The organism is Caballeronia sp. LZ032 (assembly GCF_031451315.1).
In the GTDB taxonomy this organism is placed as follows: Bacteria; Pseudomonadota; Gammaproteobacteria; order Burkholderiales; family Burkholderiaceae; genus Caballeronia.
In genome coordinates this window covers 977,487-991,061 of sequence record NZ_JARUXP010000002.1, presented here as the reverse complement: position 1 = coordinate 991,061, position 13,575 = coordinate 977,487, and the positions used below count along the sequence as shown (strand labels likewise).

Genomic DNA, 13,575 nt, shown 5'->3' with positions numbered 1-13,575 from the left:
GCAGTGAGAAGGACCGCCGAAAACAAGCTCAAGGTGGTCGCAGTCCGGGTCGATCCGCAATTCGAACAACGGCTGCGACTCCTGGCAGAGGTGACGGGACGCAAGCAATCGTTCTTCCTCCAGCAGATGATCGAAAGCGGCATCGGCGCGCTGGAGGACACCTGGCTGCCGCCGGACGTGCTGGAACAAGTGCGCAGCGGCGCGTTGCCAACGCCGAAGGACAACCCCCCGACCGCCGATCTGTTCGGCACGGAGCACGCGGAGGAGACGGATTGAGGCCGGCTGAACGTGGAGGGATCGAGGCGCGCTTCGTCGCTAGCGGCGCAGTGGAAGGCGGCGGCGTGCTCGGCCGGGTCGTGTTCGGCGCGGTGAGCGGGGCGCCTCGTCTGGAAGACGGCGTGCCGACGCTCCCCCTGCATATGATCGACGACGCCCGCGACGCCTTCGCTGAAGTCTGGCGCACGGCCGGCGCAACGCGTTGCGGCAGGGAGAACGGTCTCGTCTACGGTCACGATGACTCCTTGCTCTTTTGCGCGGGCTTCATCCCGGCCGGCGCAGGCTATACGGAAACCGCGCGCCAGGCCTATGCCGATGCCTTCGCGCTGGTTCGCACGCTCGGCTTCCCGACGATCTTCCGCATGTGGAACTACATCCCGGATATCAATGGCGAGACTCCGGACGGGCTCGAGGTCTATCGCGATTTCTGCCGGGGACGCGCGCTCGCGTTCGAAGCAGAGGACGCGGGACATGCGGGCATGCCCGCGGCCACGGGCATCGGTACCTGGGGCGAGGGCGTCGGCTTCTATCTGCTCGCCTGCCGCGACGATGCCGCGCAGCACATCGAGAACACGCGGCAGATGCCCGCGTATCGCTATCCCGAGCGTTATGGTCCGAAGCCGCCGAGCTTCGCGCGCGCCACGTATCGACACGGTGCGCTGTATGTGTCGGGCACGGCGAGCATTGTCGGACACGAAACCTTGCATGCAGGCGATCTGCTGAAACAGTGGGAGGTGGCGACGGACAACGTGGCGCATCTCGTCAGCGCGGGCAATCTCGCGGCGCACGGCGTGTCGGACGGCTACACGTTGCAGGATCTCGATCAGATCAAGGTCTACTACCGGCGCGCGGAGGCTCTGCCGCAGGTGATGCAACTGGCGCGCGCGGCGTTTCATCCGCGCGCCGAGGTGCGCTTCCTCAAAGTCGATATCTGCCGGACGGATCTGCTCGTCGAGATCGAAGGGATCGCGAGGCGCCGCGGCTCACAGTGAAGCCGACTCGCGCAGCGTCTTGAGCAAGAGGCCATGCAGGCCATCGACCGCCTTCGAGCCGCGCGAATCGCGGCTGCGATAGACCGCGACCTGCATCGGCCCGAGCGGTCCCAGGCCTTCCTCGCTGCCGAGTATGCGCAGATGTCCGGGCGCGCTGCATTGCGTGAGCGCGGCCACGGCGAGGCCGCTGTCGACCGCCGCGATCTGTCCGGCGAGACTCGAGCTGTGATAGACCACCTTGTAGCGTCGTCCCTGCTGCGCCAGCGAATGTATCGCGCTTTGCCGCGCGAGGCTCGTGCTTTCATACACGGCGATCGGCAGCGGATCGCGCCGCCATAACTCGAACTGCGGCGCGCCGACCCAGACCATCGGCTCGTGAAACAGCAGCGTGCCGCGCCGCGCGTGATCGCGCGAGATCAGCGCGAGGTCCAGGTCGCCGCTTGCCACGCGCGGAATCAGCGAAGTTGACTGCTCGCACGACAACTCGATCTCCACGCCGCTATGGCGCGGCGCGAAACGCTTCAGCACGGGGGTGAGGTACTTCTCCGCGTAGTCGTCGGGCACGCCGAGGCGCACGCGTCCGGTCAGCTGCTCGCCTTGCAGCGCGACCTGAGCTTGCGCGTGCAAGTCGAGAATGCGGCGCGCGTAGCCGAGCAAGGTCTGACCGTCGTGGGTGAGTTCGAGCGTGCGCGCGCCGCGTTCGATGAGCCGCAACCCGAGCGCGCTTTCGAGCTTCTTGAGCTGCATGCTCACCGCCGATTGCGAGCGGTTGACCTCGCCGGCCGCGCTCGACAACGAACCCGCATCGACCACTGCGACGAAGCACTTGAGCCAGTCGGTTTGCAGATCGCCTTGTTTCATCGTTTCGGCTACTTTCGATTTTCGAATGGATGCCAGATGAATTATGCGCTTTTCTGACAGGTCGATGCGGACCACACTGGCTGCATGAACACCAACCAGTACATTCAATCCGCGGCGGCCAGCTTTGCGAAGCCATCCGGCGCAGTCCCCTTCGTCTTCGGCTGTGTCTTGCTGGGCACGATCGGGCTCTTCGTGCATGAGGCGCACGCTGCTCCGCTGACGGCCACATGGTTTCGCTGCGTCTTCGGTCTGGCCGGCCTGACGCTCTGGCTCGCGCTGCGCGGTCAGACGCGCTTCCTGAGGCTTGGCAGACGAACGGGGCCGTGGGTTCTGACAGCCGGCTCGCTGATGGTGCTGAGCTGGGGCCTGTTCTTCACCGCCATCGAACACATTCCGACCGGCATGGCGATCGTGCTGTTCCATGTGCAACCGGTGTGGGTGCTGGCGCTCGGCGCGGTGTGCCTCGGTGAGCGCGTCGGCAGGCGGCGCGCCGGAGCGGTCGCGGTGGCGATGATCGGCCTCGTGCTCGCGACCGGCGTCATCGGGCACGGAGTGGACGGCGAGGGGTATTGGCTCGCGGTTGCATCGTGTCTGCTGGGCGCGTTCTGCATGGCCTGCGTGACGATCATCGCGCGCCGTCTGCGTGATCTGCCCGCCGGTACGCTTGCGTGGTGGCAATGCGCGATCGGCACGTTGACGCTGTGGATCTGGCCCATGCAGCACGGCTGGCCAGTATGGGGCGCGTCATGGCTCTGGCTCGCGGGGCTCGGCGTCATCCATACCAGCCTCGCCTATAGCTTGATGTACGGCGGCATGGCGCGGCTGCATACGGGACGCATCGCTGTTCTCCAGTTTGTTTATCCGGCGGTGGGCATCGTCGTCGACTGGCTGTTGCTGGATCAGCGTCTCGGTAGCGTGCAACTGGCAGGCGTGGTGTTGATGCTGATCGCGATCGGGCTTGCTGAACAGAAGCGTCGTCGCTTGAGCAACTAACTGTCCCCCGCGCATGCGCCTTTCGAATTGCATGCGCAGAGACGTTCGATATTCAGGCAAGCAGCGCAGCCATGCGATAACTCAAGCCTTCGCGTGTTGCTCGCGGCATTGCGCATTGAACACGCGCTTCGTGGAAGCCGGATTCTTCGCCAGCTTCGCAGCGGGACGTCGCGGACGCGAGACAAGTTCGCCGCCGCAGTTCGGACATAACCCGTTCAGCACATGATCCGCGCAGTCCTTGCAGAAGGTGCATTCGAACGAGCAGATGAGGGCATCGGCGGCATCGGGAGGCAGGTCCTTGTCGCAGCATTCGCAGCCGGGGCGCAATTCGAGCATCGTGAGTCTCCTTGGGATCGACACGCAAGTGAACGCCATGCGCGCATGCGATGGCCGTCGCCGAATCATAATCGCTGACCTTCATCGGCCGAGCATTCCCGGCGCGCGGTCTTATCCGCGAATGCCGCGCACCTTCGCGTGATACTGCGCGGCGATCGTGCCGACATCGCTTGCTTCTTCGAACCCCGCACGCTTCGCCGGACGCATCTCGCCTTGCTCGCGCACCTTGCCCGGCGCGCATGCGAAGCGCTCCCGGAACGCGCGATTGAAGGTCTTCTCGCTGCCGAAGCCCATCGCATACGCAATTTCCACGATGCGTTCGTGACGATGCCGCGGCGCGACCAGACGACGCATCGATTCGTCGAGCCGACGGTCGCGGATATGCCGCGCGACGCCGCCCGCCTGATCGAACAGGGCGTACAGCGCCGTGCGCGACACGCCCAGCGCGCCGCGCAGCGTGTCCGCGCCGAGCGTCGGATCGGAGAGGTTCTGCTCGATGTAGGACAAGGCCCGCGCACGCAGCATCGGCGCGAGCCGCGGATCGTCCTTCTTCACATCCAGACTCGTTTTCGGGATCAGGCACGCGCCGAGCAGTTCGAGCGTGGCTTCGGCGGCGAGCGCGGCCTGCGCGTCGTCCATGTCGGTCGCGAGCTTCGCCAGCGAACAGAGATGCGCGGCAATCATTCCGCCGATCGGATCGTGCGCGTCCCAGCACGCGCCATGCAGCCGCGCGCCAGCCGGCATGCGTCGATCCAGCGCCGCGCGCGGAATGCTGAGCGTGAGCATCGGCGCATCGCGGGCAATGCCGACGTTTTCCACCGCCATGTCGCGGATCGCGATGCTGTTGACCGGCACGCGCTGCTCGCCATCGACGGATTCGGACGTCAGCGCGCCGCCCAGCAGGCAATGCAGCAGGTAGTGATCGACGCCGCTCGTCGCGATGCGCCGCCGCGTGCGCCGGAACTGGACTTCGTCGCCGGCGCCGTGATGCGTCATCAGCAGCGCGCCGCCCAAGTCCCAGGTGCGGATCGAGGCCCGGAACGGCACGCTGCGCGGCCGATGGATCTCGTACATCGGCTTGAGGCTCTCGCGCCAGATCTCCTCGGCGGCCTGGGCGTCGAGGAACGCACTGTCGAAGTAGAGCGGTTGCGGCATGGAAAAGGTCCGCGGCGGAGGGGCCGGGGTCTCGTTACGTATTGAATTCTTTCAGGTTTTCCGGGTTATCGGCGGTTTTAAGCTGGAGCTTAAGTGGCGCAGTGACTCTCAAAGCTCGGCGCAAGACAGCTCCGGACGATTTGGGAAGATTTTGCGGACACTTTGTCCGACGCCGACAGTTTCGCTGGGAGATCATCGCGGATACACGAACTTGAATGAACCTGAGAGACAAACCGAAAGTCCCGAGCCGACGCGCCGATAACATCCATGCAAACACTTACCGCGCGTTCCTGCGAGCGCGTGGACAAATAATGAATTTTGACGGGGTATTGGATGAAAAAGACGGCTTGGACTGCCGTAACGGCGTTGTCATTTCTGCTTGCTGCCTGTGGCGGTGGCGGCGGAGGCGGGGATAGCAGCGCGGCAGCGCAGACCACGGGTGCGACGCAATCGAGCAAGGGCAGCGGCAGTAGCGGTGGTAACTCCACCCAGACGCCGGTCGCCACGCCCACCACCGCCCCCACGAAGGATGCGGCGGCCATCGCGCTGTACTCTCCGGCGGGCGCTGCGGCGGCCCCTGCGGTAGCCACGACAGGCGACATCGTCAACGATTCCTTCGCCTATATCAACGCGCGCCGCGCGGAACTGAATCTCGGAGCGCTCGGGTACGTGTCGGCGGTGGGCGTGGCGGCGGCGAATCACGCGCGCTACATGCAGGCGGCCGGCGCCATCGGCCACTATGAGACGGCGGGGCAACCGTATTTTTCGGGCGTGAAGCCTGCGGACCGCGTCGCGGCGGCCGGCTACACCACGAATTCGACGGGAGAAATCGCGGCGGGCTATGGCGGCGGCTTCCTGAATTCGACTCAGGCGATCGAAGCCCTGTTCGACGCCCCGTTCCATCGCTCGATCTTTTTGTTCGACACGACCAGCGTGGGCATCGGCCAGGTTCCGACGACCGATCCCACCCAATACGCGACCCTGGTTGCCGATTTCGTCGACTACGTCGCGGCGACGCCGGACAACCGGCTGATCGCCTACCCGTACGACGGCCAGACGAACGTGAAGCCCTCGTGGATCGCGAACGAAAGCCCGAACCCGATGGCGCGCGTCCCGCAATACATCATGAAGAGCGTCGGCTATCCGGTGACGCTGAATGCCTCGGGCAACGGCGCGTTTTCGGACGTGCGCTTCGCGATCACCGACGCGTCCGGCAACGCGGTGCCATGCGAGGAATCCGACAATTCCAACAACGATGATTCGACCCGCCTCGCGCTGTGCGTGCCGTACGCGCCGTTGGCGGCCAATTCGAAATACTTCGTGACAGTGACCGGTTCACTGACGAACACCTCGATCACCACGCCCACTGCGTTTTCCGTGAGCTGGTCATTCACGACCGGCGCGGCGCTCGCGGCGACGACAAAGGCGCAAGGCCGCTCGCGCCTGCCCATGGTGCTCGAATGACCAAGCGGCCGTTTCGGGGGTATCGACTTCATGTGCTTGCCATCATTGATCCGGAGGACGTTGCGGCGAAACAGGCGCGCGGAGCCGTCCGCAGGGGCGGACGCTTTCACCGCGACGCAGGTCACGGGACCGTCGTCGATTGAATATCGGGAATCGCACCGCGGCTATCTGCTGCGCGTGAGCGCCAATCACGCGGGGCGGTATGTGCTGATCGTCGAGGATCCGGTGGGCGGGGAGCCGTGTCCGCTGCGCGATCTGCACGAGCCGGAGGGCCGCTTCCCGCATGATGGCTTCGCCGATCTGGCCGCGGCCATTGCCGCCGTGCCGGCCGCGAAGGACGCCATCGACGATGGTCTCAGGCGACAGAAAGCTGCCTGAGCTTCCGTGCCGGCCGATGATTGCAGGAACCGAAACGGATCGGTCGATTTGTTGCTTATTCGACCCGTGTCGGACAAATAGGAGAGAATACCGTCGACGTTCGCTAACCAGGACCGTGCTGAGCAAAGATGCATTTTGCTTTGCGGCATTCGAGAAATCCTAATAGTGGCAATCGACAAACTCTCTCACCCGACCTTGAATCCACCGGCGGCGAAGCCGGAGATCTCAACGCCGAACATCATCGTCCTGTGCGGCACGCTGATCGCGCTGGTCATGATGGGCCTGTGCGCGCTGGTGCTTTATCAGGGCCGGGTCGACGCGCTGGACCGCGCGCGCGACACCTCGCGCAACCTGGCGCTGCTCGCCGAACGCGATATCGAACGTAACTTCGAGCTGTATGAGCTGTCGTTGCAGGCGGTGGTCGAAGGCGTCGAGCGGCCGGAAGTAGCTGCGTTGCCGCCGGCGCTACGCAACGACGTGCTGTTCGACCGCGCCGCGACCGCGCGCGACCTGGGTTCGCTGCTGGTGCTGGATGCGAACGGGACCATCGTCATCGATTCGAGCAGCGTCACGCCGCGCAAGGGCAACTTCGCCGACCGCAGTTACTTCACCGTGCAGCGCGACAACCCCAATGCCGGGCTGTACATCAGCAGCCCGTTCGCATCGCGGCTGCGCGGCGGCGCGCCGAGCATCGCGCTCAGCCGGCGGCTGAAGAATCCCGACGGCTCGTTCGCGGGCATCGCGATGATCACGATCAATCTCGATTATTTCCGGACTCTGTTCGCGGGCCTGTCGCTCGGACGGCATGGCGCCGTTTCGCTCATCAGCAAGGACGGTTTGATGATCATGCGTCAGCCGTTCGACTCGCAGGTGATCGGCCGCGACATTCGCGGCGCCGACACCTTCCGGCGCTTCCGGAACGCACCGGAAGGCAGCTTCAGCGAGACTTCGTCGATCGACGGCACGCGGCGGCTCTACTTCTACCGCAACTTTCCGAAGCTGCCACTCATCATCATGGTCGCCGAAGCGGAGGAAGACATCTATGCGGCGTGGACGCGGCGCGCGATCATCATCGGCTCGTCGATGGGCGCGCTCGCGATCGGCTTCATCACGCTGTCGTTCGTGCTGGCCGCGCAGTTCCGGCGGCGGATTCGCGCGGAGTCCGAGCTGCAATTGCTGGCGCGCACGGATGGCCTCACCGGGCTGCACAATCGCCGCACGCTGGGCGAGATCCTGGATCAGGAATGGCGGCGCGCGCGGCGTACCCGGAGTCTGTTCTCGCTGCTGTTCGTCGATATCGATCGCTTCAAGGCCTATAACGACGCCTACGGCCACCAGGCCGGCGACGACGCGCTCGCGGCCGTGGCGCGCTGCATCGGCGAGAACATCCGGCGGCCGCTCGATACGGCGGCGCGCTACGGGGGCGAAGAGTTCGTCGTCGTGCTGCCGGATACACCCGCCGACGGCGCCGCGCGCGTCGCCGAGCAGATTCGCAAGGCGATCAGCGATCTGTCGATCGAGCACGCGGGCAGCGAGTTCGGCCGGGTGACGGCGAGCATCGGGCTCGCGAGCTGGAAGCCGGAACGCGACGACGATGTCAGCGCGCTCATCCGTGCCGCCGACGAAGCGCTCTATGACGCGAAGGCGCGCGGGCGCAATCGCGTGATGCGGGCGAGTCCGGGCTGAGTGTCGGGCTGAACGTCGGGCCGTGATATCAGCAATGCGCGTGATCGAACGTTCGCACGGACGCGAGCGGGTCTAGACTTTGCACCGGGTTGGCGCATCTTCGCGATGCCCGACGCGCACAAAAAGAACAGCAAAGGACGATCGACATGAGGCCGGGGATTGTCTTCAGAGAACCAGCGACGCGCCGGCAAGCGGCGCGCCGGATGCCGCCGCAGCCGTCCGCCGGTCGTCGTGCCGGATGGCTCCAGTCGTGTCGCGACAAAGCCGAGTGGATTGTCGCCATCGCTGCGCTGCTCGTGCGCAAGCGCCCATTTGCCGAACGCGACATCCGATAGCTTGATGGATGTCGAAGGCCATCGGCTCTCACCTGCCGATGTCCCGAGGCACGTCCGTGTTCGTCCCTGCTGCACGCATCAGCATGCATCGGGACGTGCGAGGCACGATCGACGACCATCAAAACAAAACGACCAGCGCCATGCCATCAGACAGCAACCCAGACCGCAACACGGAAGTTCAGCCCGACGGCCTGAGCATCATCAGCGATGAAGCCGCGTTTCTTGCATTGAAGAGCGAGTGGGATGCGCTCTGGAGCGCCGTCGAGGGGCAGCACAACCAGGCCTTCGAGGTCTGCCGTCTGTGCTGGACGCGCGTGGCCGGTCCGCGTGGCCGGCGCTTGCATTGCATCGTGGTGCGTGAGCAAGGCGAACTGGTGCTCGTATGGCCGCTCGTCAGCCAGCGCCGCCTGTTGTGGAATGTCATCGAGCCGCTCACGCCGGGCACGGCCGAACATAGCGCGATCCTCGCCCGCAGCGATGCGCGCGCGGCCATCGACGCCGCCTGGCAAGCGGCGACCCGGCAATGTCGCGGCGATGTGTTCGCCTTGCCCTACGTCGGCCGCGACACACGGCTCGACCAGCTCGCGACGCGTCATCCGGGACTCGCCGAAACCACCACCGATGTCTGCGCCACGGCGCTGCTGCGCGCCGAGCCGGACTGGGACGCGTACCGTGATTCGCTCGGCAAGCTCTCGAAGAAGAAGCCTGCCGCGCTCGAACGGCGCCTGATGAAAGAGGGCGCGCTCGAGATCCGCGAGCTCGCCGGCGACGATACCGCCGCCCACGCGCAATGGGTCGACTGGATGCTTGCGCGCAAGCGCGAATGGGCCGAGCGCTCGGGCAAGAACGGACCCTGGCTGTACTCGAAGGAATATCGCAGCTTCCTCGTCGATCTGCTCGACGGCGCGCGTGCAACGCCGCTCGGCGTGATGTTCGTGATGACGCTCGACGGCGTGCCGCTGGTCGTCAACATCGTGGGACTGGCCGATACCTCGGCGAGCGGTCTGATCGCCGGTTTCGATCCGGCTTTCTCGCGCTTCTCCCCCGGCGCGATCATGATGGCGCACTGCGTGAAATGGTGCTGGGACCATCGGCTCAATCTCGACTTCGGCGTCGGCAAGGAAGAGTTCAAGGCGTACTGGAGCCGCGGCAACGTCGACTCGACGCGCAGCTATCAGATCGCGATCTCCGGCTGGGGCCGCTTTGCCTTCCACGCGAAACTGCTGTCGAAGAAGCTCAAGGAGTGGCGTGCGAATCGCGCGCGTCGCCATGTGGCTACCGTGCCGGCCAGCGGCAGCGGCGCTGAACATCCGGCAGCATGAAACAAGCCGCGGCGTGTGAGCGCCGCGGCTTGTATTGAATGTTTCGATGCAGCATGCAAAAAGGGCGGACATGAATCATGTCCGCCCTCGTCATTTCATGCCTTCATTCACGCAGTGGGAAGGAACCACTCCGACCGGCCCGGGCGCAACACGCGCTTGACAGCACGTGCCATCGACCACACCGACTTGTGACGCTCGATCACCAGTCGCGGCTTGAGCATCGGCTTGAAGCCGCAGAGAAAGCGGAACGTGCTGGCATTGGGAATGCCGTCGAAGTCGAAGATCAGATTGCGACGCTGCGCATCCTGAATGGCTTCCCAGATCAGCACGCTGATCGCGCCCGCGTGCGCGCCGGGATCGCGCGATGAGAGCAGGTAGTAGGCAGCGTGGGAATCGAAGGTCACGCCGATCGCGGCAACCAGCTTGCCGTTGGCATCGTAGGCGCCGAGCAGATAGCCCGCGTCGCGCTCGACGAATGCCTCGACGAGCCGGCGCATCAGCTGCGTGCCATAGACGTTCGTGCGGCTGCGTACTGCGAGGTTCGCTTCATAGAACGCGTTGAACTCTTCGGGCGATTCGATGCGCCGCGCCGTCAGAAACTTCTGTCCCGTGCGGATCAGGTTGCGCGTCTTGCCGTTCAGTCCTTTCCACAAGGCTTCGATGTCCCGGTCCGGCGCGAACTGCAAGGTATAGCGCGTGGCGACGGTGAAGCCGTTGAGTCCGAAGGCGAGCGCGTCTTCGATGCGCGGATCGAGGATCTGATAGAAGCTGTCGACCTCGGGAATCTGTGCGATCAGTTCCTCGGTGATGCTGATGCGATCGAGCATCGTGCGGGTCGTATCGCCGGTCGATGGCCTGAACGCCGGGCCGAGCGTGCGCGTGAGCGGCGGCATCTTCGACGTGGTCCACCATCCCTTGCGTTGCAGCGAGTAGGGCATTTCACCCACGACCTCGTTGCCGCGGCGGACGGTGGCCGCTTGCCAGTTGCCGTCGGTCGCGAGGTCGAGCCACCAGGGTTCATGGAAGATCGAGCGGGCGGGAAGCGGGTCGGCCATGACCGTTGCCGGCGCTTCGGCCTGGACCGGCTGCGCGGTCACCTGATCGACGCGTCCTGGCGTGGTTCGAAGATCGCTTTCGAAGTGGAACTTCCTGGATGAAGTCTTGTGTTTCGTCTCGAAGCTTGGGAATTTGCCGGCGAGTGTCGATTCCATACATTCAGGACCATTATCTAGTGTTGTACGGTTCGGAACAGGTCGATACGTCGTGTAGCGCTGTTCAAGGCAACATCGGGATGCGTGGCGAAGCGCTTCAGGCAAGGACACACCTCAATGATGTGCCGGCCGACGCCGATCCCGTGTCGATGCAGTAACTGCCAATGCATGCAAGGTGTTGCCAAATGTTATCTGCTGGTGCATGGATCGATTGTTGTCGAAGCCACACGTGGTAATCGTTCGCTGAAATTGCGGCGGCGTGTGAGCCGATCGGCCCAACGCATCACGAGATCGCGCGCCTGCTTAAAGGCCTGCTTGCTCATGTAGCCCGCTTGTCCCCAACGCGTGGCGAGGACGACGAACGACGCGCTGGCATAGGCCGCCCCCGCGCTCCACGAGGTCTTGTAACGCTGTTCGCCGGGCCCGAAGTCGAAGTCCAATTGACGTTCGAAAGCCCAGCGCACGCACTCATCGACGAGCACCGTTCCCGGCGATAACTTGCGGTGCGCGAGATCGTAGGTATTGGCGACGAGGCTGACCGTACCGCTGTCGATGGCGAGAATGTTCGCGGCAATGGCTTGTCCGTCGAGCGTGAGGACGAACAGGCGAAACCCGGTGTGCGCGCCTGCATCTGTCGTGAGCAACGCGTGCCAGAAGCGCTGGCTCGCTGCGGAGAACGTCCATTGACTGTGGGACGCTTTCTCTTCGGCCCACTTGCGCTTCTGCGCGACAAACCATTCGATCAGCGCAGGCAGGCGCGCATCCGTCGGCTCGATCATGTCGATCGCAAAGGCGCCGTGCTTCGCCAGGCGCCGCTTCAGATACTCGGGCGCATTGCGCTCCCGCGCGGGGCGCGAGCGGCAATATGCCACCCAGTCGCGCTCCTCGCGCAACGCGGCAAACGGCGTGACTTCATCGACTTCGCGACGCATCATCGCGTGCTGCTTCAGGCAGGCGTGCAGCGGTGAACTCTTGCGGATGCGCCACAGCTCGAACACGTCAGCGCGGCTCGTGCGCGCGGCATGTTCCCAGACGGCTCTGACGATGGCATCGGCGTCGGGTTCGGGCGCGACGAGGATATCGCTCGGCGACTGGTTGCGCGGCGCCAGCGGCTCGGCGAAGGTCCAGCAGCGCCGCGTCGACGTGAGCAGCGGCCACACCGCGACGAGTCGTCCGTCACGCCGCGCAACGACGCAATGCAGCGTGCGCGCGGTGCCGGCATGTTCGGCGAGCAGACTGCCGTGACAATATTCGAACGACTGGAAGTAGCGGCCTTGAGCGCGCTGCGACAGATCGATCCATTCGTCGCGCAGCTGCCGCAAGGTTTCGAGGTCGCGGCAGGCCTCGATGCTGAGCGTCCGGTCCGCCGCGCGGGTGAATCCGTCTGGAAGCGTACCGCCGTCATCCGATGTGCTGTTCATGTCTCCGGCCCCTTGAGTGATTCCCCTGCCGGACGCGCAAACGTAGCGTCCCGTGCGGAGTCATTGCACTTCTCGTTGTGCTTCTCTGCTTCGATGCGAGCAGATCGGCGACCAGTTTCACGTGCACGTCTGTACCGGAATATGCGCTGGAGCACATTCCTGACAATATGTAATAAAGCGCCGGAACAGGCCTGCGGTATAGGCGCGCGGTCGGGTCATCGAGCTTGCGAGGGCGGCGGCGATGTGCTTGCCGCGCAAGGAGTTCAGGGATGTGCGACGGCGGGGTGTTTGGGCCCCTTGATGACCGTATCGAGCCAGTCCGGGTCATTTGGCGTTGATCCACTGCTCGCCATGCAGGATCATCTTGCCTCGCTCCGCCCACGTGTTCCTCTTGCTGAGGAACGTATCGCCGTAGCGAGTGGCGGGGCACACGATGCCGGCCCATGCATCGACGACCCAGCAGCCGTGATAGTCCGTCAGTCCGACGTCGTCCAGGGCCTGACGGAGTTTCGCGCCGACCAGCGTGAAGGCACGACGGCCCTCGTAGTCCACCGCATGGATCGATGCCTGCACGCCGGCGCGTCGGAGGAGGCGCGCTGCGGCGCCGCTCATTTCGCCACAATTGCCGCAGCCCCCGATCATCGGAAGGACGAAATCGGGCGGCATGGTGCCCTACACGCATTCCTGCAGCGCGCCGACCATGTTGTTGGCGGTCAAGGCGCGCTGCACGCTGGCCGGATCGTCTGGACGGACCCTGTTGGCCGACTTGAAGCCGACCTTCCAGAACGGGTTGCGGACCACGGCAAACGCCCGGCGCGAATGGATCTCGTCCGGCTCCGCGCCCTCCTGCTCGTGGTCCAGCGGCGCACTCAGGTCCAGGTCGTGACAGACCTCCCGCCACTCCGGCAGATTCGTCAGGTTCTCCAGGGTCTGCAAGCGCGACTCGAGGGCCTCCGCTTCGACCTGTCAGCCGGGTCGAAGGCGCCGACGTCCTGCATCAGCGACGGACTCGCCTGTGTCTCGTCCTGTTCCGCAATCGTGGCCAGCGTGAGCTTTGGGAGCGCGGTTCGGAGCCTGACGGGGAAACGATATATGAGGCGTTCCTGTGCGGATGTTCGGAGCCGAGGGGGCGCGGTTGAAGATTC

The 13,575-nt window shown here is 64.7% G+C and carries 14 protein-coding genes; 7 read left to right on the top strand and 7 right to left on the bottom strand.

All coding sequences use genetic code 11. The features are described from left to right. The first annotated feature begins 3 nt into the window (after positions 1–3). A complete protein-coding gene (locus QCE69_RS20045) occupies positions 4–276 on the top strand; it encodes a hypothetical protein (protein ID WP_309922191.1) in 273 nt (90 codons plus the stop codon). Further along, positions 273–1,268, top strand: a complete 996-nt coding sequence (locus tag QCE69_RS20040) for an FkbO/Hyg5 family chorismatase (RefSeq protein WP_309932540.1) — start codon at positions 273–275, stop codon at positions 1,266–1,268. The genes QCE69_RS20045 and QCE69_RS20040 overlap by 4 nt, the downstream gene beginning before the upstream one ends. Here QCE69_RS20040 and QCE69_RS20035 read toward each other — a convergent pair. Beyond that, the gene (locus tag QCE69_RS20035; RefSeq protein ID WP_309922185.1) at positions 1,260–2,129 is read right to left on the bottom strand and encodes a LysR substrate-binding domain-containing protein; all 870 of its coding nucleotides are present in this window, start codon (positions 2,127–2,129) and stop codon (positions 1,260–1,262) included. The genes QCE69_RS20040 and QCE69_RS20035 overlap by 9 nt on opposite strands. A gap of 84 nt (positions 2,130–2,213) precedes the next feature. On the opposite strand from QCE69_RS20035, the gene QCE69_RS20030 reads away from it, so the two are divergent. Next, positions 2,214–3,122 carry a DMT family transporter gene (locus QCE69_RS20030; RefSeq protein WP_309932538.1) on the top strand — a complete coding sequence of 303 codons (909 nt, stop codon included), beginning with the start codon at positions 2,214–2,216 and terminating at the stop codon, positions 3,120–3,122. A gap of 81 nt (positions 3,123–3,203) precedes the next feature. Here the strand turns inward: QCE69_RS20030 and QCE69_RS20025 are convergent, their stop codons facing one another. Together QCE69_RS20025 and QCE69_RS20020 are read right to left on the bottom strand one after the other, a co-directional pair. Beyond that, positions 3,204–3,458 (bottom strand): DUF1272 domain-containing protein, encoded by a 255-nt coding sequence (locus QCE69_RS20025; RefSeq protein ID WP_309932536.1) that lies wholly within the window; start codon positions 3,456–3,458, stop codon positions 3,204–3,206. Positions 3,459–3,569: 111 nt separating this feature from the next. Beyond that, positions 3,570–4,613, bottom strand: coding sequence for a helix-turn-helix domain-containing protein (locus QCE69_RS20020; protein WP_309932533.1), 1,044 nt, complete (start codon positions 4,611–4,613; stop codon positions 3,570–3,572). 333 nt (positions 4,614–4,946) lie between these two features. Between QCE69_RS20020 and QCE69_RS20015 the strand changes: the two genes are divergently transcribed. The 4 genes from QCE69_RS20015 to QCE69_RS20000 all read left to right on the top strand — a co-directional run bounded on the left by QCE69_RS20015 (position 4,947) and on the right by QCE69_RS20000 (position 9,798). Next, on the top strand, positions 4,947–6,077 hold the full coding sequence (locus QCE69_RS20015) for a CAP domain-containing protein (RefSeq protein WP_309922175.1): 1,131 nt from the start codon (positions 4,947–4,949) through the stop codon (positions 6,075–6,077). Between the two features lie 60 nt (positions 6,078–6,137). After that, complete coding sequence (locus QCE69_RS20010; RefSeq protein WP_309932531.1) at positions 6,138–6,455, top strand: hypothetical protein; 318 nt, start codon at positions 6,138–6,140, stop codon at positions 6,453–6,455. A 222-nt stretch (positions 6,456–6,677) separates the two neighbouring features. Then, a complete protein-coding gene (locus QCE69_RS20005; RefSeq protein ID WP_309922900.1) occupies positions 6,678–8,141 on the top strand; it encodes a diguanylate cyclase in 1,464 nt (487 codons plus the stop codon). Between the two features lie 475 nt (positions 8,142–8,616). After that, complete coding sequence (locus QCE69_RS20000; protein ID WP_309932529.1) at positions 8,617–9,798, top strand: GNAT family N-acetyltransferase; 1,182 nt, start codon at positions 8,617–8,619, stop codon at positions 9,796–9,798. Positions 9,799–9,905: 107 nt separating this feature from the next. On the opposite strand, the gene QCE69_RS19995 is transcribed toward QCE69_RS20000, so the two are convergent. The 4 genes from QCE69_RS19995 to QCE69_RS19980 all read right to left on the bottom strand — a co-directional run bounded on the left by QCE69_RS19995 (position 9,906) and on the right by QCE69_RS19980 (position 13,366). Then, positions 9,906–11,009 carry a GNAT family N-acetyltransferase gene (locus tag QCE69_RS19995; RefSeq protein ID WP_309922166.1) on the bottom strand — a complete coding sequence of 368 codons (1,104 nt, stop codon included), beginning with the start codon at positions 11,007–11,009 and terminating at the stop codon, positions 9,906–9,908. 188 nt (positions 11,010–11,197) lie between these two features. Beyond that, entirely contained in the window at positions 11,198–12,430 is a 1,233-nt protein-coding gene (locus QCE69_RS19990; RefSeq protein WP_309932527.1) for a GNAT family N-acetyltransferase, read from the bottom strand. Between the two features lie 324 nt (positions 12,431–12,754). Then, entirely contained in the window at positions 12,755–13,042 is a 288-nt protein-coding gene (locus tag QCE69_RS19985) for a hypothetical protein (protein WP_309922160.1), read from the bottom strand. A 60-nt stretch (positions 13,043–13,102) separates the two neighbouring features. After that, positions 13,103–13,366 carry a hypothetical protein gene (locus QCE69_RS19980; RefSeq protein ID WP_309932525.1) on the bottom strand — a complete coding sequence of 88 codons (264 nt, stop codon included), beginning with the start codon at positions 13,364–13,366 and terminating at the stop codon, positions 13,103–13,105. Positions 13,367–13,575 lie beyond the last annotated feature (209 nt).